At 60.8% G+C, this 17,465-nt stretch carries 19 protein-coding genes; 7 read left to right on the top strand and 12 right to left on the bottom strand.

Annotated elements, in window-relative coordinates; genetic code table 11:
- Positions 1-2: 2 nt before the first annotated feature.
- Genes JYG36_RS05535 through JYG36_RS05525 form a run of 3 tightly spaced genes read left to right on the top strand, consistent with a single transcriptional unit; the run spans position 3 to position 1,444 of the window.
- Entirely contained in the window at positions 3-596 is a 594-nt protein-coding gene (locus tag JYG36_RS05535) for a phosphoheptose isomerase (RefSeq protein WP_026001179.1), read from the top strand.
- On the top strand, positions 593-1,171 hold the full coding sequence (locus JYG36_RS05530) for a BON domain-containing protein (protein ID WP_093379804.1): 579 nt from the start codon (positions 593-595) through the stop codon (positions 1,169-1,171). The genes JYG36_RS05535 and JYG36_RS05530 overlap by 4 nt, the downstream gene beginning before the upstream one ends.
- Before the next feature lie 54 nt (positions 1,172-1,225).
- Positions 1,226-1,444 (top strand): YgdI/YgdR family lipoprotein, encoded by a 219-nt coding sequence (locus JYG36_RS05525; protein WP_045197295.1) that lies wholly within the window; start codon positions 1,226-1,228, stop codon positions 1,442-1,444.
- Between the two features lie 50 nt (positions 1,445-1,494).
- On the opposite strand, the gene JYG36_RS05520 is transcribed toward JYG36_RS05525, so the two are convergent.
- The 7 genes from JYG36_RS05520 to rplM form a co-directional block, all read right to left on the bottom strand.
- Positions 1,495-1,923 carry a ClpXP protease specificity-enhancing factor gene (locus JYG36_RS05520; RefSeq protein ID WP_045197293.1) on the bottom strand — a complete coding sequence of 143 codons (429 nt, stop codon included), beginning with the start codon at positions 1,921-1,923 and terminating at the stop codon, positions 1,495-1,497.
- A gap of 17 nt (positions 1,924-1,940) precedes the next feature.
- Positions 1,941-2,558, bottom strand: coding sequence for a glutathione S-transferase N-terminal domain-containing protein (locus JYG36_RS05515; RefSeq protein ID WP_010220766.1), 618 nt, complete (start codon positions 2,556-2,558; stop codon positions 1,941-1,943).
- 118 nt (positions 2,559-2,676) lie between these two features.
- Positions 2,677-3,456, bottom strand: coding sequence for a cytochrome c1 (locus tag JYG36_RS05510; protein ID WP_010220765.1), 780 nt, complete (start codon positions 3,454-3,456; stop codon positions 2,677-2,679).
- The gene (locus tag JYG36_RS05505; protein WP_045197292.1) at positions 3,456-4,667 is read right to left on the bottom strand and encodes a cytochrome b; all 1,212 of its coding nucleotides are present in this window, start codon (positions 4,665-4,667) and stop codon (positions 3,456-3,458) included. The genes JYG36_RS05510 and JYG36_RS05505 overlap by 1 nt, the downstream gene beginning before the upstream one ends.
- Positions 4,667-5,260 (bottom strand): ubiquinol-cytochrome c reductase iron-sulfur subunit, encoded by a 594-nt coding sequence (gene petA / locus JYG36_RS05500; protein ID WP_010220763.1) that lies wholly within the window; start codon positions 5,258-5,260, stop codon positions 4,667-4,669. Before petA ends, JYG36_RS05505 begins: the two co-directional genes overlap by 1 nt.
- A 263-nt stretch (positions 5,261-5,523) precedes the next feature.
- The gene (gene rpsI, locus JYG36_RS05495; protein ID WP_038998850.1) at positions 5,524-5,916 is read right to left on the bottom strand and encodes a 30S ribosomal protein S9; all 393 of its coding nucleotides are present in this window, start codon (positions 5,914-5,916) and stop codon (positions 5,524-5,526) included.
- A gap of 14 nt (positions 5,917-5,930) precedes the next feature.
- Positions 5,931-6,359 (bottom strand): 50S ribosomal protein L13, encoded by a 429-nt coding sequence (gene rplM, locus JYG36_RS05490; RefSeq protein ID WP_010220758.1) that lies wholly within the window; start codon positions 6,357-6,359, stop codon positions 5,931-5,933.
- A 252-nt stretch (positions 6,360-6,611) separates the two neighbouring features.
- Between rplM and JYG36_RS05485 the strand changes: the two genes are divergently transcribed.
- Both JYG36_RS05485 and JYG36_RS05480 read left to right on the top strand, forming a co-directional pair.
- The gene (locus tag JYG36_RS05485; protein ID WP_045197290.1) at positions 6,612-7,652 is read left to right on the top strand and encodes an NADP(H)-dependent aldo-keto reductase; all 1,041 of its coding nucleotides are present in this window, start codon (positions 6,612-6,614) and stop codon (positions 7,650-7,652) included.
- 190 nt (positions 7,653-7,842) lie between these two features.
- Positions 7,843-8,763: a GlxA family transcriptional regulator gene (locus tag JYG36_RS05480; protein ID WP_177329159.1), complete on the top strand. Its 921-nt coding sequence runs from the start codon at positions 7,843-7,845 to the stop codon at positions 8,761-8,763.
- Positions 8,764-8,900: 137 nt separating this feature from the next.
- Here JYG36_RS05480 and zapE read toward each other — a convergent pair whose 3' ends face one another.
- The 3 genes from zapE to JYG36_RS05465 all read right to left on the bottom strand — a co-directional run bounded on the left by zapE (position 8,901) and on the right by JYG36_RS05465 (position 12,087).
- The gene (zapE, locus tag JYG36_RS05475; protein ID WP_045197288.1) at positions 8,901-9,995 is read right to left on the bottom strand and encodes a cell division protein ZapE; all 1,095 of its coding nucleotides are present in this window, start codon (positions 9,993-9,995) and stop codon (positions 8,901-8,903) included.
- Positions 9,996-10,077: 82 nt separating this feature from the next.
- A complete protein-coding gene (locus JYG36_RS05470) occupies positions 10,078-11,427 on the bottom strand; it encodes a tryptophan--tRNA ligase (protein WP_045197286.1) in 1,350 nt (449 codons plus the stop codon).
- Positions 11,428-11,451: 24 nt separating this feature from the next.
- Positions 11,452-12,087, bottom strand: coding sequence for an alpha/beta hydrolase (locus JYG36_RS05465; protein WP_045197284.1), 636 nt, complete (start codon positions 12,085-12,087; stop codon positions 11,452-11,454).
- Between the two features lie 138 nt (positions 12,088-12,225).
- Between JYG36_RS05465 and JYG36_RS05460 the strand changes: the two genes are divergently transcribed.
- The gene (locus tag JYG36_RS05460; RefSeq protein ID WP_038998843.1) at positions 12,226-12,660 is read left to right on the top strand and encodes a Z-ring associated ZapG family protein; all 435 of its coding nucleotides are present in this window, start codon (positions 12,226-12,228) and stop codon (positions 12,658-12,660) included.
- Between the two features lie 84 nt (positions 12,661-12,744).
- On the opposite strand, the gene mdeB is transcribed toward JYG36_RS05460, so the two are convergent.
- The gene (gene mdeB, locus JYG36_RS05455; RefSeq protein ID WP_176794219.1) at positions 12,745-15,441 is read right to left on the bottom strand and encodes an alpha-ketoglutarate dehydrogenase; all 2,697 of its coding nucleotides are present in this window, start codon (positions 15,439-15,441) and stop codon (positions 12,745-12,747) included.
- Positions 15,442-15,477: 36 nt separating this feature from the next.
- Entirely contained in the window at positions 15,478-16,674 is a 1,197-nt protein-coding gene (locus JYG36_RS05450) for a methionine gamma-lyase (protein WP_213603330.1), read from the bottom strand.
- 128 nt (positions 16,675-16,802) lie between these two features.
- Here JYG36_RS05450 and JYG36_RS05445 point away from each other — a divergent pair, with 128 nt between their 5' ends.
- Positions 16,803-17,282 (top strand): Lrp/AsnC family transcriptional regulator, encoded by a 480-nt coding sequence (locus JYG36_RS05445; protein ID WP_045197280.1) that lies wholly within the window; start codon positions 16,803-16,805, stop codon positions 17,280-17,282.
- The last annotated feature ends 183 nt before the right edge of the window (positions 17,283-17,465 follow it).

Genomic DNA, 17,465 nt, shown 5'->3' with positions numbered 1-17,465 from the left:
TGATGGACATGCAATCCCGAATTCGCCAGCTTTTTCAGGCCAGCATCAACACCAAGCAACAGGCGATGGAAGTCCTTGCACCACACATCGAGCAAGCCAGTCAGGTCATGGTCAATGCGCTGCTCAACGAGGGCAAGATGCTTGCCTGCGGCAACGGCGGCTCGGCCGGCGATGCCCAGCACTTTTCTTCCGAACTGCTCAACCGCTTCGAGCGTGAGCGCCCGAGCCTGCCGGCCATCGCCCTGACCACCGACAGCTCGACCATCACCTCGATCGCCAACGACTACAGCTACAACGAAATATTCTCCAAGCAGATCCGCGCCCTGGGCCAGCCCGGCGATGTGCTGCTGGCGATTTCGACCAGCGGTAACTCGGCGAACATTATTCAGGCGATCCAGGCCGCACATGATCGCGAAATGATTGTCGTAGCTCTGACCGGGCGCGATGGCGGCGGCATGGCCTCGCTGCTGCTGCCTGAAGACGTCGAGATTCGCGTACCGGCCAACGTCACCGCACGTATCCAGGAAGTCCACCTGCTGGCGATCCACTGCCTCTGCGACCTGATCGACAGCCAACTGTTCGGGAGTGAAGAATGACCCCTAACCGCCTCGGCCTGATGGCCCTGACCCTGTGCCTGAGCCTCACCGGTTGCAGCTCGGTGCTCACCGCCACCCGCGACAAGCCGATCGAGGACGACCGCGGCACCCGCACCTTCGGCAGCAAGATCGATGACTCGCTGATCGAAACCAAAGTCGCGGTGAACGTCGCCAAGGCCAGCCCTGACCTGGACAAGAACTCGCACATTGTCGTCAGCAGCTTCAACGGCATCGTCCTGCTCGCCGGGCAAACCCCGCGCGTCGACCTCAAGGGCCTGGCCGAACAGGCTGCCGGCCAGGTCCAGCGGGTGAAAAAGGTGCATAACGAGCTGCAGGTGCTGCCGCCCTCCTCGATCCTGGCGCGCAACAACGACGCCTGGCTGACCACCAAGATCAAGACCCAGATGCTCACCGACAGCAACATTCCCGGTTCGCGCATCAAGGTCATCACCGAAAACGGCATCGTCTACATGCTCGGCCTGCTGACCCAGCAGGAAGCCTCGCGCGCCACCAACCTGGTGCAGGGCGTGTCGGGCGTGCAGAAGATCGTCAAGCTGTTCGAATACATCGACTGATAAACCCATCGCGGGGCAAGCGCCCCGCGATCCAACCATCCTTAGGAAGTCCCCATGAAAAACGGCCTGCTGCCAACCTTGCTGATTGGCGCCTTCGCCACCCTGGCCGGCTGCTCCACCCCAACCCAGATCACCCTCAACGACGGCCGCGAATTCCAGGCAGTCGACGCGCCGCACTACGACCGCGCAGCCGGCTTCTACGAGTTCAAGCAGCTCGATGGCAAGGTGATCAAGGTCAACAAGGACCAGGTCCGCACCATCACCGACCTGTAATCCAGGCCGGCAGACACAAAAAAGGCGATCCATGCGGATCGCCTTTTTTGTTACTTGACCACCTTCAAGCTCGGACGCCCGCTTGGCCGCGGCGGCTGGCCGCCGGCAGGCGGACCGTCGTCATCCGGCTCGACGCTGTCGTCTTCTTCATCTTCATCATCGAGCAGCGGCGGCTCGAGTTCGAAGACCATACCCTGGCCGTTTTCCCGGGCATAAATACCGAGGATGGCACCGGCAGGCACGAACAGGGTGTGAGCAACGCCGCCAAAGCGGCCCTCGAAGCTCACAGCCTCGTTATCCATGTGCAGGTGACGTACGGCACTGGGTGAGATGTTGAGGACGATCTGGCCGTCACTGGCGAAGCTCTGGGGTACCTGGACGGCCGGGTATTCGGCGTTGACCAGCATATGCGGTGTGCAGTCGTTGTCCACGATCCACTCATAGAGTGCACGTACCAAATAGGGGCGACTGGAGTTCATCGACAGCTCCTTAAAACCTAGCGCATTTCACGTTCAGCAGCGGACAGGCTTGCCTGGAAGGCTTCGCGGGCAAACTGTCGCTCCATGTAGTCGAGCAACGGCTTGGCCGGCCGCGGCAGTTCGATACCCAACACCGGCAAACGCCAGAGTATGGGCAATAGACAACAATCGACCAGACTTTGCTCCTCACTCAAGAAACAAGGCTTGTCGGCAAACAACGGCGACACTCCGGTCAGGCTCTCGCGCAGCTCCTTGCGCGCCTGTACCCGTGCCGGCTCCTTGCTGCGCGGGTCGAGTATCAGGTCGACCAGCGCACACCAGTCGCGCTGGATACGGTGGATCAGCAGGCGACTGTTGGCCCGCGCCACCGGATACACCGGCAACAATGGCGGGTGCGGGTAACGTTCATCGAGGTATTCCATCACCACGGTCGACTCGTACAACGCCAGGTCGCGATCGACCAGGGTTGGCACGCTGCCATAGGGGTTCACTTCAACCAGCTTGGGCGGAAGGCGACCAGGATCGACGTTGATGATCTCGACACTGACACCCTTCTCGGCGAGAACGATGCGCACCCGATGAGAATAATGGTCAGCGGGGTCGGAGTAGCAGGCTAACCGGTTGGTCACGCCCATAGTGGTCCTCCTCGCGTATGAATTTATAAATGCTGCAAATGCAAACGCGCCCTGCGAGCGCCCCTGTGATTCCAGAGGCGCCCCAGGGCGCGTTCAACTACCAGAAACTACTGCGTGATCAGTGCACGTCCTTCCAGTATTCGCGCTTGAGCAGATAAGCGAATACGAAGAAGAAGGCCAGATACAGCAGCACATAGGTACCGATGCGCTGGCTTTCCAGTTTGACCGGGTTAGCCGAGTAGGCCAGGAAGGTCACCAGGTTCTTGACCTTCTCGTCGAACTGCTCTGGCGTCAGGGTACCGGATTTCGGCTCCACGGTCAGCTGGTCGCATGCTTCATGAGTCAAAGGCGAGCCGGTCAGCGGGTCGTATTGCTTCTTGCCATCGACCACGGTCTGCACTTGCTTGCAGCCAATCACCTGGTTGCCCTGCAGGCCAACCAGCACGTTAGGCATGCCGACGTTGGGGAAAACCTTGTTGTTCACCCCGTACGGACGCGACTTGTCCTCATAGAAACTACGCAGGTAGCTGTACAGCCAGTCGGTACCACGGACCCGGGCAACCAGGGTCAGGTCAGGCGGCGCAGCACCGAACCAGGTCTTGGCATCTTCAGGCTTCATGCCGATCTTCATGTGGTCGCCAATCTTGGCGCCGGTGAACACCAGCTTCTCGAGCATCAGCTCGTGAGGAATGCCCAGGTCGTCAGCCACGCGCTCGTAACGCTGGAACTTGGCGCTATGGCAACCCATGCAATAGTTGGCGAAGGTGCGTGCGCCGTCCTGCATGGCGGCCTTGTCGGTCAGGTCGATATCGACCTTGTCCAGCTCCAGGCCGTGTTCGGCGGCGAAGGTGAACGCGGGCATCACTGCCAGAATCAATACTGCAAATAGCTTTTTCATCAGCCAGTCACCCTTTCCGGAACCGGTTTGGTCTTCTCGAGCCGGGTGTAGAACGGCATCAGAAGGAAGTAGGCGAAATACAGGAAGGTGCATACCTGCGACAGCAGCGTACGGCCCGGGGTAGGCGCCAGAACGCCGAGCACACCGAGGATCACGAACGAGATGCAGAACACCAGCAGCCAGACCTTGCTCATCCAGCCCTTGTAGCGCATGGACTTGACCGGGCTGCGATCCAGCCACGGCAGGACGAACAGCACGGCGATCGCGGCGCCCATGGCAATTACACCGAGCAGCTTGTCCGGAACGGCGCGCAAGATCGCGTAGAACGGAGTGAAGTACCAGACCGGGGCAATGTGCTCAGGGGTCTTGAAGGCGTTGGCCTGTTCGAAGTTCGGTTTTTCCAGGAAGTAACCGCCCATTTCCGGGAAGAAAAACACGATGGCGCAGAACACGAAGAGGAACACGACGACGCCGACGATATCCTTCACGGTGTAGTAAGGGTGGAACGCGATACCGTCCAGCGGCACGCCGTTCTCATCCTTGTGCTTCTTGATGTCGACACCGTCCGGGTTGTTCGAACCGACTTCGTGCAGCGCCAGGATATGCAGCACCACCAGGCCGAGAATGACGATCGGCAGGGCCACCACGTGCAGGGCGAAGAAGCGGTTCAGGGTGATGCCGGAGATCAGGTAGTCACCGCGGATCCACTGGGTCAGGTCGTCGCCGATCACCGGAATGGCGCCGAACAGCGAGATGATCACCTGGGCACCCCAGTAGGACATCTGGCCCCATGGCAGCAGGTAGCCCATGAACGCTTCGGCCATCAGCGCCAGGTAGATCAGCATGCCGAACACCCAGACCAGTTCGCGAGGCTTCTGGTACGAGCCGTACAGCAGGCCGCGGAACATGTGCAGGTAGACGACGATGAAGAACGCCGAGGCGCCGGTGGAGTGCAGGTAGCGCAGGATCCAGCCGTATTCGACGTCACGCATGATGTATTCGACCGAGGCGAACGCCTCTTCGGCCGAAGGGGTGAAGCTCATGGTCAGCCACACGCCGGTGACGATCTGGTTGACCAGGACCAGCAGGGCCAGGGAGCCGAAGAAATAGAAGAAGTTGAAGTTCTTCGGTGCGTAATACTTGCTGAGATGGTCTTCCCACATCTTGGTCGCGGGGAAGCGGGCGTCAACCCAATCCATGAACTTACTCATCACGCGTTCTCCTGATCGACGCCGACGACAATGATGTCGTCCGACTCATAAGAGTGCGGCGGCACTGGCAGATTGAGCGGCGCCGGCTGGGATTTGTAGACGCGGCCAGCCAGGTCGTAGTGGGAGCCGTGGCACGGGCAGAAGTAGCCACCGACCCACTTCGGACCCAGGTCGACAGGTGCCACTTCCGGACGGAAGGTCGGCGAGCAGCCCAGGTGGGTGCACAGGCCGACCAGCACGAGGATTTCCGGCTTGATCGAGCGGTTCGACGGATCGACGTAAGTGGGTTGAACCGAAGCCTTGGACTCTGGGTCGGAGAGGTCGCCGGTGATCTTCTTGAGGTTACCGAGGATCTCCTCGGTACGACGGACGATGAACACCGGTTGGCCGCGCCACTCAGCAATCATCTGCTGACCAGGCTCTACCTTGGCGATATTGACCTTCACCGGTGCACCCGCGGCTTTCGCCTTGGCACTGGGGAACCATGACCCTACGAACGGGACCGCAGCCCCCACCGCTCCTGCAGCACCCACCACGGACGTGGCTGCTACGAGGAAGCGACGCCGGCCTGCATTGACGCCGTCATTGCTCATTCAGTCCTCTCCCATCAGCTTTATGGCCTGTTGCAACAGGCATCTACTAAGTAATTTCTGAACTGCTAAAAATTTGCCGCATGGTAATGAAAAGACCCTTCTCTGACAAGGTGATTAGCCTTGTGCCACCCCGCTATCCCTTGTAACTCTTGACTTGCGTCTATGCGGCAAGTTGTCACAGTAAACAACAGCATAGTTATTCAAGACATAAAAAAAGCCCGGTTCCACCAGGAACCGGGCTTTTTTTGAACGCCGAAGCGAAATTAACGCTTGGAGTACTGAGGACGCTTACGTGCTTTACGCAGACCCACTTTCTTACGCTCGACTTCACGGGCGTCGCGGGTGACGTAGCCAGCTTTGCGCAGAGCGCCACGCAGGGTTTCGTCGTAGTCCATCAGTGCACGGGTGATACCGTGACGGATTGCACCGGCCTGGCCGCTGACACCACCACCGATAACGGTGACGTAGATGTCGAACTTTTCGGTGGTCTCGGTCAGTTCCAGCGGCTGGCGTACTACCATGCGCGCGGTTTCACGACCGAAGAACACGTCCAGAGAACGGTTGTTGATGGAGATGTTACCGGTACCTGGACGCAGGAAAACGCGAGCGGTTGCGGTCTTGCGACGGCCAGTGCCGTAATTTTGAGTCGCCGACATAATGAACTATTCCGTTAAATCTTCAGTTCTTGGGGCTGCTGAGCAGTATGAGGGTGAGTAGCGCCCGCATAGACTTTCAGCTTACGGTACATGTCGCGACCCAGTGGGTTCTTAGGCAGCATGCCTTTAACCGCGGTCTCGATCACGCGCTCTGGGGCCTTGGCGATCAACTTCTCGAAGTTGATTTCCTTGATACCGCCCGGGAAGCCGGAGTGGGAGTAGTACATTTTGTCCGAAGTCTTGGCACCAGTGACACGAACCTGCTCGGCGTTGATGACGACGATGTAGTCGCCGGTGTCAACGTGAGGAGTGTACTCTGGCTTGTGCTTGCCACGCAGACGGCTCGCGATCTCAGTGGCCAGACGACCCAGGGTCTTGCCAGCAGCGTCAACGACGAACCAGTCGCGCTTTACTGTTTCCGGTTTAGCAGTAAAAGTTTTCATTCTTTATAGCCTCAGGGGCCGCCCAGCGAAAATAAGACGGCAGATCTTACTGGATAGTGCGCACCTTGACAAGTCAAGGACACAGCCGCACACGGACGCTATCGGGGGCTCGGGTCAGCGCGTCCAATATTCGGCAGGGTTCTTCTATGGAGCGGGGCATCACTCCCGCTGCACGGAGAGGGGCTGAATTATCCAGATTGCGAAAAAAAATTCAACCTGCTTTTATGCTTCTTTTAGACAGGAAGCAGTCGAATGGACTATCGCCAGCTGGGCCGAACCGACCTCAACGTCAGCGCCCTGTGCCTTGGCAGCATGACCTGGGGCGAGCAGAACGACCAGACCCAGGCCTTCGCCCAGATTGAACGGGCCAAGGCCGCCGGGATCAATTTCATCGATACCGCCGAGATGTACCCCGTCCCTCCCCGCCCGGAAACCTACGCCGCCACCGAGCGCATGATCGGTAACGGGTTCAAGCAGCGCGGCGATCGCGCCCAGTGGATCCTGGCCAGCAAGGTGGCCGGCCCCGGCAACGGCATCAACCATATCCGCGACGGCCTGCTCAAGCACAACCGCCAGCACATCGTCGCCGCCCTGGACGACAGCCTCAAGCGCCTGCAGACCGACTGGATCGACCTCTACCAGTTGCACTGGCCAGAGCGCAGCACCAACTTCTTCGGCAAGCTGGGTTACCAGCATGCGCCGCAAGACCTGTTCACCCCGCTGGAAGAAACCCTCGAAGTGCTCGACGAGCAGGTCAAGGCCGGCAAGATCCGCCACATCGGCCTGTCCAACGAAACCCCGTGGGGCACCATGAAGTTCCTGCAGCTGGCCGAAAGCCGCGGCTGGAGCCGCGCGGTGTCGATCCAGAACCCCTACAACCTGCTCAACCGCAGCTTCGAAGTGGGCCTGGCGGAAATCGCCATCCGCGAACAGTGCGGCCTGCTGGCCTACTCGCCCCTGGCTTTCGGCATGCTCTCGGGCAAGTACGAAAACGGCGCACGCCCGGCTGCGGGCCGCCTGACCCTGTTCAGCCGCTTCTCGCGCTACTCCAACCCGCAAACCGTGGCTGCCTGCAGCCGCTACGTGAAGCTGGCCCGCGACCATGGCCTGGACCCGGCGCAAATGGCCCTGGCCTTCGTCACCCGCCAGCCGTTCGTGACCAGCAACATCATCGGTGCCACCACCCTCGAGCAACTGGACAGCAACCTGGCAAGCGCCGACCTCAAGCTCAGCGACGAGCTGCTGGCGGCCATCGAGGCCATCCATCAGGACCAGCCCAACCCCGCGCCCTGAGACGCAATCCCGGTTCCCATCAACAAGGTGGGAACCGAGGGTAGACACAATCGCCAAAAAATAAGACGATCCAGCCGGTGATTGACCACTCTACCCTATAAGAATAAAGAAAATGATGTTTACCCAACCCACGGCGTCCTTGCGGCGCGTCAGTATCCTGGCCATCGACAATGTCTTCGCATCGACCCTGATGCAGGCCAAGGATTTCTTCCATCTCGCCAGCCTGCGCTACAGCAAGCAGTTGGGCCTGGGCCTGCAGCCGATGTTCGAAACCCGCCTGGTGAGCCCTGACGGCCAGCCTGTGCGCAGCTTCAGCGAAGTGATGCTGCCGGTCGACAGCGGCCTGGAGCAGGCCGACATCATCATCCTGCCGGCGTTCTGGGACGATTTCGATGCCCTCTGCCAGCGCTACCCGCAAGTATTGCCCTGGCTACGCGAGCAACACGCCCGCGGCGCCGTGCTCTGCGGCGAGGCCAGCGGCGTGTTCTGGCTGGCCGAAGCCGGGTTGCTCGACGGCAAGGAGGCGACCACCTACTGGCGCTTCTTCAGCCAGTTCGAAGAGCGCTTCCCCAAGGTCAGCCTCAACCAGGACAAGCACCTGACCGACGCCGACAACCTCTATTGCGCCGGCGGCACCACCTCGGCCTGCGACCTGTACATCTACCTGATCGAGCGTTTCTGCGGGGCAAACGTCGCGCAAGCGGTGGCCCGTGACATCCTCTACGAAGTACAGCGCAACTACACCCCGGGGCGCATGGGCTTTGGCGGGCAGAAACTGCACCAGGACCTGATCATCCTGCAGATCCAGCACTGGCTCGAAGAGCATTTCGCCGACAAGTTCCGCTTCGAGGACGTGGCCCGCAACCACGGCATGAGCATCCGCAACTTCATGCGCCGCTTCCAGAGCGCCACCGGCGACAAGCCGCTGCACTACCTGCAACGGCTGCGGATCGAAACGGCCAAGGGCTTGCTGTCGGGCACACGCAAAAGCATCAAGACCATCAGCTATGAAGTTGGTTATGACGATGCGAGTTTCTTTGCCCGGTTGTTCAGGCAGCACACAGAGTTGTCGCCGAATCAGTATCGGCAGCAGTTTATGCAGGAGGCCTGAAAGGCCTCCTCAGCTTCAAGCCTCAAGCTTCAAGCGGCAAGCAAGAGCAAGAGCAAGAGCAAGAGCAGGATCAAAAGCAGCACGCGGTCGGCTCTTGATCCTGCTTGCAGCTTGAAGCTTGCAACTTGCAGCTGCTTTTAAGGCTTATGCGCCCGCGACAGGAATTCGTGGGACTGCATTTCCAGCAGGCGGCTCAGGGTGCGCTGGAACTCGAAGGTCAGCCGACCACCGGTGTACAGGTCCTTGAGTTCAACCTCGGCCGAGATGATCAGCTTGACGTTGCGGTCATAGAACTCGTCGACCATGTTGATGAAGCGTCGGGCGATGTCGTCGGTGGCGACGCTCATCTGCTCGACGCCGCTGAGCAGCACGGCATGGAAGATCTTGCCCAGTTCGATGTAGTCGTTCTGGCTGCGCGGGCCGTCGCACAGTTCGCGGAATTCGAACCAGGCCACGTCGTCACAGGTACGCAGGGCGCGGATTTCGCGGTTCTCGATCACCAGCACATCGTTCTCGACCGCCTGGGTGCACTCCGGGGTCAGTGCCTTGAAGCTTTTGCGCAGGCTTTCGTGGGCCGCTTCGTCGAGCGGGAAGTGGAACAGCTCGGCTTGTTCCAGGTGCCGCAGGCGATAGTCGACGCCGCTGTCGACGTTGACGATCTCGGTGTTCTGCTTGATCAGGGCAATCGCCGGCAGGAAGCGTGCGCGCTGCAGGCCGTCCTTGTACAGGCCGTCAGGGACGATGTTGGAGGTGGCCACCAGGGTCACGCCGTTCTTGAACAGCTCCTCCATCAGGGTGCCGAGGATCATCGCATCGGTAATGTCGGAGACGAAGAACTCGTCGAAGCAGATCACCCGGGCCTCGTCGGAGAAGCGCTTGGCGATGATGGTCAGCGGGTTCTTCTCGCCCTTGAGGGTTTTCATTTCCTCGTGGACGCGCTTCATGAAGCGGTGGAAGTGCGTGCGCACCTTCTGCTTGAACGGCAGCGCTTCAAAGAAGGTATCGACCAGGTAGGTCTTGCCGCGGCCTACCCCACCCCAGAAGTACAAGCCCTTGACCGGTGCCTGGTCCTTCTTGCCGAACAACTTGCCGAACACACCCGGCTTGTTGTTCTGCGCCGCGATCAGATCGTCGTACAGGCGCTGCAGATGACGCACTGCAGTTTCCTGCGCCGCGTCATGGAAGAATTCGGGACGTTTCAGATCTGCTTGATATCGTTCTAGGGGCGTCATAATTCGTTAGCAAGGTAACAAAAACGGGCCGTCACTGTAGCGACGGCCCGGGATAATGGCAATCAGACTTCCGATAAGCCGTTCAGTCCTGCTGGGGCACCAGGGCCGCGCGCAGGGTTTCGATGGCGCTGTCGCGGGCGGCGCCGTCGGCAAACTGCGGGCCGTCGCCAACGCACTCACCTTCCAGCCACAGGCTGAAGCCCAGGCCTTCGTGGCGCACGTCAAGCTCGCCGCCCTGTTGCAATTGCTTGCTCACAGCACCTGCGGTCTTGCCGTCGGCGAAGTTGCGCGACAACAGCAGTTGCTCGCCATCGGCCGCCAGCAGGCGGAAGCGGAAGCTGCCGTCGTCTTCGCGGAAGCTGACAAAGCGCGCGGTCTTGGCCGCCTTCTTCTTGACCTGGGCAGTGGCCTGCTCGACGTTACGGAACGAGCGCAGGCCGACCGCTTCGCGCAGCTCCTCAAGGAACGGCGTGGCCACCTTGCGGGCTTTTTGCGCGCCGGCCAGGAGGATGTCCTCAAGGTCGGCCGGGCGGCTGATCAACTGGTGATAACGCTCGCGCGGCTCGCTCAGCTGGCCATCGAGCAACTGGAACAGGCGCTGCTTGGCTTCGCCCCAGCCCAGGCCCTGGAGCAGTTCGCTGCGAAACTCATCGGCCTGGGAGGCAGTGGCGAAGGCCTGGAACAGGGTGAACAGGTGCGCGTTGTCCGGATCCTTGGCTTCGCCCGGGGCGCGGGAGTCGGTGACGATGCGCGAGATGGCATCCTTCATGTCCTTGGCGCTGGTGAACAACGGGATGGTGTTGTCGTAGCTCTTGGACATCTTGCGCCCGTCCAGGCCCGGCAGGGTGGCGACGCTTTCTTCGATCAGCGCTTCGGGCATGGCGAAGAATTCCTTGCCTTGGCCGAACAGGTGGTTGAAGCGCTGGCCGATGTCGCGGGCCATTTCCACGTGCTGGATCTGGTCACGGCCGACTGGCACCTTGTTGGCGTTGAACATCAGGATGTCGGCGGCCATCAGTACCGGGTAGCTGTACAGGCCCATGCTGATGCCGGCATCCGGGTCTTCGCCGTTCTCGACGTTCTTGTCCACCGACGCCTTGTAGGCGTGCGCGCGGTTGAGCAGGCCCTTGGCCGCAACGCAGGTCAGCAGCCAGGTCAGCTCGGGAATCTCGGGGATGTCGGACTGACGATAGAAAGTCACTCGCTCCGGGTCCAGGCCACCGGCCAGCCAGGTCGCGGCGATTTCCAGGCGCGAGCGCTGGATGCGCTGCGGGTCGTCGCATTTGATCAGGGCGTGGTAGTCGGCCAGAAAATAGAACGAGTCGACACCCGGCTCACGGCTGGCGAGGATCGCCGGGCGGATGGCACCGGCGTAGTTGCCCAGGTGAGGCGTGCCCGTGGTGGTGATACCGGTAAGGATGCGCGTAGTCATGGGTAATCGCTTATCAGGCTTGTATCAGTTCGAAAGGCGTGGCAGCACCAGTTCCTTGAGGTCGGTGAGCTTGCCATGGAAAAAGTGTCCGCATTCTGCCACTTTCAGCAGCTCATGGGGGCGTGGCAGTGCGCCGGACCAAGCGTAGACGATCTGCGGATCGATCACTTCGTCGGTTTGCGGCTGGATCACGCTCAGCGCGCAGCCTTGTGGCAAGGTGTCGTGATCCTGCAGGCGCATCACCGCTGGCGCAACCATGAACAGGTGCTTCAATTCGATACCGTTTGCTTCCAGACGCCCGCCGAGGCTGGCCGCAACAAAGCCGCCGAATGAAAAACCCATCAGGGTCAGGGGCAGTCGCGGATGTTGTTCCAGCAGCCAGGTCGCTGCCGCCTGAGCATCGTCCACTTCGCCGCTGCCCATGTCATGGTTACCGGCGCTGGCACCGACACCACGGTAGTTGAATCGCAAGGTGATGTAACCGGCATCGCGGGCGGTGCGCTGCAGCATCGACACCACCTTGTTGGTCATGGTCCCGCCCTGCACCGGGTTAGGGTGACACAGCAACACCACGCCACGGGCGTCGGCAACATCAAGGTACAAGGCTTCCAGTTGGCCGACCGGGCCATCGATGAATACGGGGGTTTCGCGGATAAGCAAGGATAAACTCCGTGACCTCGGAAAGGGTCGACTCGTCTAGCTGAATGATTCTGTCTGAGATATTTGCGATCGTTCGCGGTATACAGCGCAGGTCCGAGCCGTTAACGTAAAGCAAAGCCGTTTATAGAGGAAGGACTCGTGGAACTCTCGCTCTTAGTTTGGTTGTTGCCGACCCTGGCCCTCGTCGTGGGTGTCGTCGTTGGTTTCCTGGTCGCCCGCCTGCTGCCCAATGCCGCACCGAGCAGCACCCAGCGTCAGCTGGATGATATCCAGGAACGTTTCGACAGCTACCAGAATGAGGTGGTTACTCACTTCAACAGTACGGCTGCGCTGGTCAAAAAGCTGACCCAAAGTTACCAGGACGTCCAGGATCACCTGGCCGAGGGCGCCAACCGCCTGGCCCTGGACGAACTCACCCGCCAGCGCCTGCTGGCCGCCCTGCACTCCGAAGCCGTGCAGCCTGCGCGTGATCGCCTGACCCCGCCGAAGGACACCGAGGTGCCGCGCGACTACGCACCGAAAGCGCCCAACGCACCGGGCATGCTCGATGAGCATTACGGGCTCAAGCGTTAAAAATACAAACCCCGCCAACTGGCGGGGTTTTTTATTATGGCTGCTGTTGCAGCCTGCAGGAGCGGGCTTGCCCCGTGATGAGCCTCAGCAATACCAGGGCGCCTCCCCCTCCCGGTAGCCATACTTCTCCCGCGCCTCATCCAGCACCCGCCGCTCAACTCCACCCTGGCGCACCAGGCTGTGCAGGCTTGCCAGAACAATGCTGAAGCGATCGACCTCGAAGAAACGCCGCAACTGCTGGCGGGTATCGCTTCGGCCAAAGCCATCAGTGCCAAGCGTCACATAAGGTGCCTGTACATATTCAGCAATCAATTGTGGCCAGGCCCTCACGTAATCGGTTGCGGCAATCACCGGCGCGTCACCGTCCAGGCAGCGCTGCACATGGCTCAGATCAGCACTGCCCTGCCCCAACCGGCCGGCGCGATCTACATCCCGCGCCTCGCGCGCCAGCTCGCTGAAGCTGGTGACACTGAACACTTCACTGGCAACCTGCCAGTCGCTGGCCAGCAGTTCACTGGCAGCAATCACCTCGCGCAAAATCGCCCCGGAGCCCAGCAGGCGCACCCGCCCCTGGGCAGCCGGCAGCTGCTGTTCGACATAACGGTACATGCCGCGCAAAACCTCTTCATGCACCTGCGCCGGCAGGGACGGCTGTGGATAGTTTTCGTTCATCACCGCGACATAATGAAATTCATCGCACTGTTCAGTGAGCATGCGCCGCGCCGCGTACTCGAGGATCACCGCCAGCTCGCCAGCAAAGCACGGCTCCCAGGCCCGGCAGTTGGGCACCATCGAGGCCATCACCAGGCTTGAACCGTCCTGGTGCTGCAGCCCCTCTCCGCCCAGCGTGGTGCGCCCGGCAGTGGCGCCCAGCAGCAGGCCACGGGCGCGCTGGTCGGCGGCGGCCCAGATCAGGTCACCGACGCGTTGAAAGCCGAACATCGAGTAATAGATGTACACCGGCAGCATCGGTTCGCCATGCACCGCGTAGGACGTTGCCGCCGCCACCCAGGAAGAAATCGCCCCGGCTTCGGTAATACCTTCCTCCAGCAACTGGCCATCGCGCGCTTCCTTGTAGGACAGCAACGACCCTGCGTCTTCCGGCTCGTAGCATTGCCCCTGGGGCGAGTAGATTCCGATCTGCCGGAACAGGCTGGCCATGCCGAAGGTGCGCGCCTCGTCGGCGACTATCGGCACCACCCGCGGCCCCAGCTGCGGCGCCTTGAGCCAGGCGCTGAGCATGCGCACGGCGGCCATGGTGGTGGACATTTCCTTGCCGTCGGCCTGCAGGGCGAAGCCGCCCATGGCCTCCAGCGCTGGCACCGGCACCGGGCGTACGTCGCTGCGCCGAGCAGGCAGCGGCCCACCCAGAGCTTCCCGCCGCTCGCGCAGGTAGCGCATTTCTGCGCTGTCTTGGTCCGGTCGATAGAACTGCAACTGTTCGACCTGCGCGTCCGACAGCGGCAAATGAAAACGATCACGAAAGGCCAGCAAGGCCTGCACGTCGAGCTTCTTGGCCTGGTGCGCGGTCATTCGCGATTCACCGGCGGCGCTCATGCCGTAGCCCTTCTTGGTCTTGGCCAGAATCACCGTTGGCCGGCCCTTGCAGGCCTTGGCGGCGGCGAAGGCGGCGTACAGTTTGCGAAAATCGTGGCCACCGCGTTTCAACGCATTGATCTCAGCCGAGCTCATGTGCTCCACCAGCTTTTGCAAGGCCGGTTGCTGGTTGAAAAAGTGCTCGAGGTTGTAGGCGCCATCTTTGGCCCCAAGGTTCTGGAACTGTCCGTCCGGGGTCGCTGCCAACTGGCGCAACAGAACGTGCTCGGTGTCACGGGCGAACAATGCGTCCCACTCCGAGCCCCAGAGCACCTTGATCACGTTCCAGCCGGCGCCACTGAACAGCGCCTCCAGTTCCTGGATGATCTGGCCGTTACCGCGCACCGGGCCGTCCAGGCGCTGCAGGTTGCAGTTGACCACGAAGGTCAGGTTGTCCAGTTGCTCGCGGGCGGCCAGGGTCAGGCCGGCAATCGACTCCGGCTCGTCCATCTCGCCATCGCCAAACACCCCCCAGACGTGCCGGGCACTGGTATCGAGCAACTGGCGGTTGTGCAGGTAGCGCATGAACCGCGCCTGGTAGATCGCGTTGAGTGGGCCGATGCCCATGGAGCCTGTCGGAAACTGCCAGAAGTCCGGCATCAGCCACGGATGTGGGTAGGAGCACAGGCCCTTGCCAGCCACTTCCTGGCGATAGCTGGCCAGTTGCTCTTCGCTCAAACGTCCCTCCAAGAAGGCCCGGGCATAAATGCCCGGCGCCGAATGCGGCTGGAAGAACACCAGGTCAGCGCTGCGTTGCTCGCCACCGGCCTCACCGCGAAAAAAGTGCTGGAAACCGACTTCGAAAATCTCTGCGGCCGAGGCATAACTGGCGATGTGCCCGCCGAGGTCGCCATAAGCGTGGTTGGCCCTCATGACCATGGCCAGGGCGTTCCAGCGCAGGATGCTGGTGATGCGCTCATCGAGCTCCAGATCACCCGGATAGACGCCCTGCTGCTCCACCGACAAGCTATTGCGATAGGCCGAAAAGGCCTGGGCCCCGCGCTCCAGGCCCAACTCGCGGGCATGGGTTTGCAGTTGCTGCAGCAGAAACCGCGCACGCTCCGGGCCGCAGTGCAGCAGGGTCGAATCCAGTGCGTCCAGCCATTCGGCGGTTTCCCCCGGATCGCTGTCCTGCTGTGGATCGCCCGGGCGCCGCGGCACACCTTCGCCAGGCACAAGGTTCATCATTGCCACCATTGCATTGACCTCGTCCGTGAAAGGTTAGGCGCAGGCCTTGAGCGCTTGTTGAATATCCGCCAGCAGGTCGTCGATGTCCTCCAGGCCCACCGACAGGCGTACCAGCCCTTCGGAAATGCCGTACTGCGCACGCTCCTCTGGGGTATAGCTGGAGTGGGTCATGCTTGCCGGGTGTTGGGCCAGCGATTCGGCATCGCCAAGGCTGACGGCACGGCTGAACAACTGCAGGGCATTCATGAAACGCCTGCCGGCAGTGATGCCGCCCTTGAGTTCAAAGGCGATCATGCCGCCCGGCAAACGCATCTGCCGCTGGGCCAGCTCATATTGAGCAAAGCCGGGCAGGCCGGGGTAATTGAGCATTTCAACTTCCGGCTGTTGCTCGAGGTATTCGGCAATGGCCTGGGCATTGCTGCAGTGGCGCTCCATGCGCAAGTTCAGGGTTTTCATCCCGCGCATCAGCAAGGCGGCGTCATGGGGCGACATCACTGCACCGGTCATGTCCTTCAAGCCTTCCAGGCGAATCCTGTCCACCAGCGCCTTGCGCCCCACCACCAGGCCGGCAGTGATATCGCCATGGCCACTGAGGTACTTGGTCGCCGAATGCACCACCAGGTCGGCGCCCAGCTCCAGGGGTCGCTGCAGGTACGGCGTGCAGTAGGTGTTGTCGACCACCACGCTGATATCGTGCTGGTGCGCAAGCGCGGCCACGCCAGCGATATCGGTCATCTGCATATTGGGGTTGGCCGGGGTTTCGAAATAAATAACCCGGGTATTGCCGTTGATCGCCGCGGCGACAGCCTGCAGGTCGCTCATGTCGACATGCCGGACCTTGACCCCGAACTCGCCGATACCATGGTGTAAAAAGGCAAAGGTGCAGCCGTACAGGGTGCGCCCCACCAGCACCTCGTCGCCGGGGCGCAGCAGGGTCCACAGGGTCGCGGTAATCGCGCCCATCCCCGAGGCCAGCGCCAGGCCAGCTTCGCCGCCTTCGAGCGAGGCCATGCGTTGTTCCAGCAAGGCCAGGGTAGGGTTGGAAATCCGGCTGTAGAAATGTCCGGCCTGTTCACCGGCGAAGCAGGCAGCGCCGTACTCGACGGTCGGAAAAGCAAAGGTCGCGGTCTGGTAGATCGGTGGCACCAGGGCACCACTGTGTTCCAGTGGATCGTAACCGTGGTGAATGGCGCGGGTGGCAAAACCTGAATTGTTATTGGAGCCGCTCATGGCAAACAGCCTCTAGTGGTTTGTTATAAGCTTATGCCACTGAGGTGCTGATTTTTTTCCAAATGTAGCCGTCCTTGCGGAAGGTTATTGACATAAAAACAACGATTTCAGACCACGGAGGGTAAAACATGCCTACAACCATCGATCGCACCGATCGAGCGTTGCTCGCGGCCTTGCAAGACAACGCGCGCTTGACGGTTTCCGAGCTGGCCGACCAGGTCGCACTGACCACCTCGCCGTGCTGGCGACGGATCAAGCTACTGGAAGAAGCCGGCTACATCATCGGCTACCAGGCCATCCTCTCGCCCAAGTCGCTGGGCTTTGGCGTAACCGCTTTCGTCAGCATCATGATGGACTCGCACAGCAAGGAAATGGCCCGCGCCTTCGAGCAGCGACTGATGGAAATCCCCGAAATCGTCGCCTGCCACAACATCTCCGGGCGTTATGACTTCCTGCTGGAAATCCTTGCCCGCGACCTTGAGTCATTCGGTGAGTTTGCCCGCGAAGTGCTGCAGACCTTGCCCGGGGTGAAAGAGATTTACTCGAGCTTCTCGTTCAAGGCAGTGAAGGAGAAGCGGGTGATTCCGGTGTCGGAAAAGCACATCTGAATTCAAATCCCGTTCCTACAATGTGGGAGCGGGCTTGCCCCGCGATTTTCCCACTGCATCGCCCTGTAGGAAGCAAATTTCTCGCTGCTCAGAAAATCCTGACTCCAACTCCCACCCCGCGCGCCATTTTCAGAAACGGTCAAGAATCGCCGTTCTTATGAAATGCGCCATATCGTACCAACG

This window comes from Pseudomonas sp. SORT22 (assembly GCF_018417635.1).
Taxonomy (GTDB): domain Bacteria; phylum Pseudomonadota; class Gammaproteobacteria; order Pseudomonadales; family Pseudomonadaceae; genus Aquipseudomonas.
This window is presented reverse-complemented; position numbering and strand designations above follow the sequence as displayed.

Coding starts and splice junctions, on each gene's coding strand:
- petA (WP_010220763.1), bottom strand. CDS start 5,260: ATGAGCAATGACGGCGTCAATGCAGGCCGGCGTCGCTTCCTCGTAGCA.
- JYG36_RS05525 (WP_045197295.1), top strand. CDS start 1,226: ATGAAAAACGGCCTGCTGCCAACCTTGCTGATTGGCGCCTTCGCCACC.
- JYG36_RS05530 (WP_093379804.1), top strand. CDS start 593: ATGACCCCTAACCGCCTCGGCCTGATGGCCCTGACCCTGTGCCTGAGC.
- rplM (WP_010220758.1), bottom strand. CDS start 6,359: ATGAAAACTTTTACTGCTAAACCGGAAACAGTAAAGCGCGACTGGTTC.
- JYG36_RS05510 (WP_010220765.1), bottom strand. CDS start 3,456: ATGAAAAAGCTATTTGCAGTATTGATTCTGGCAGTGATGCCCGCGTTC.
- JYG36_RS05445 (WP_045197280.1), top strand. CDS start 16,803: ATGCCTACAACCATCGATCGCACCGATCGAGCGTTGCTCGCGGCCTTG.
- zapE (WP_045197288.1), bottom strand. CDS start 9,995: ATGACGCCCCTAGAACGATATCAAGCAGATCTGAAACGTCCCGAATTC.
- JYG36_RS05470 (WP_045197286.1), bottom strand. CDS start 11,427: ATGACTACGCGCATCCTTACCGGTATCACCACCACGGGCACGCCTCAC.
- JYG36_RS05480 (WP_177329159.1), top strand. CDS start 7,843: ATGCAGGCCAAGGATTTCTTCCATCTCGCCAGCCTGCGCTACAGCAAG.
- JYG36_RS05515 (WP_010220766.1), bottom strand. CDS start 2,558: ATGGGCGTGACCAACCGGTTAGCCTGCTACTCCGACCCCGCTGACCAT.
- mdeB (WP_176794219.1), bottom strand. CDS start 15,441: ATGAACCTTGTGCCTGGCGAAGGTGTGCCGCGGCGCCCGGGCGATCCA.
- rpsI (WP_038998850.1), bottom strand. CDS start 5,916: ATGTCGGCGACTCAAAATTACGGCACTGGCCGTCGCAAGACCGCAACC.
- JYG36_RS05450 (WP_213603330.1), bottom strand. CDS start 16,674: ATGAGCGGCTCCAATAACAATTCAGGTTTTGCCACCCGCGCCATTCAC.
- JYG36_RS05505 (WP_045197292.1), bottom strand. CDS start 4,667: ATGAGTAAGTTCATGGATTGGGTTGACGCCCGCTTCCCCGCGACCAAG.
- JYG36_RS05485 (WP_045197290.1), top strand. CDS start 6,612: ATGGACTATCGCCAGCTGGGCCGAACCGACCTCAACGTCAGCGCCCTG.
- JYG36_RS05535 (WP_026001179.1), top strand. CDS start 3: ATGGACATGCAATCCCGAATTCGCCAGCTTTTTCAGGCCAGCATCAAC.
- JYG36_RS05520 (WP_045197293.1), bottom strand. CDS start 1,923: ATGAACTCCAGTCGCCCCTATTTGGTACGTGCACTCTATGAGTGGATC.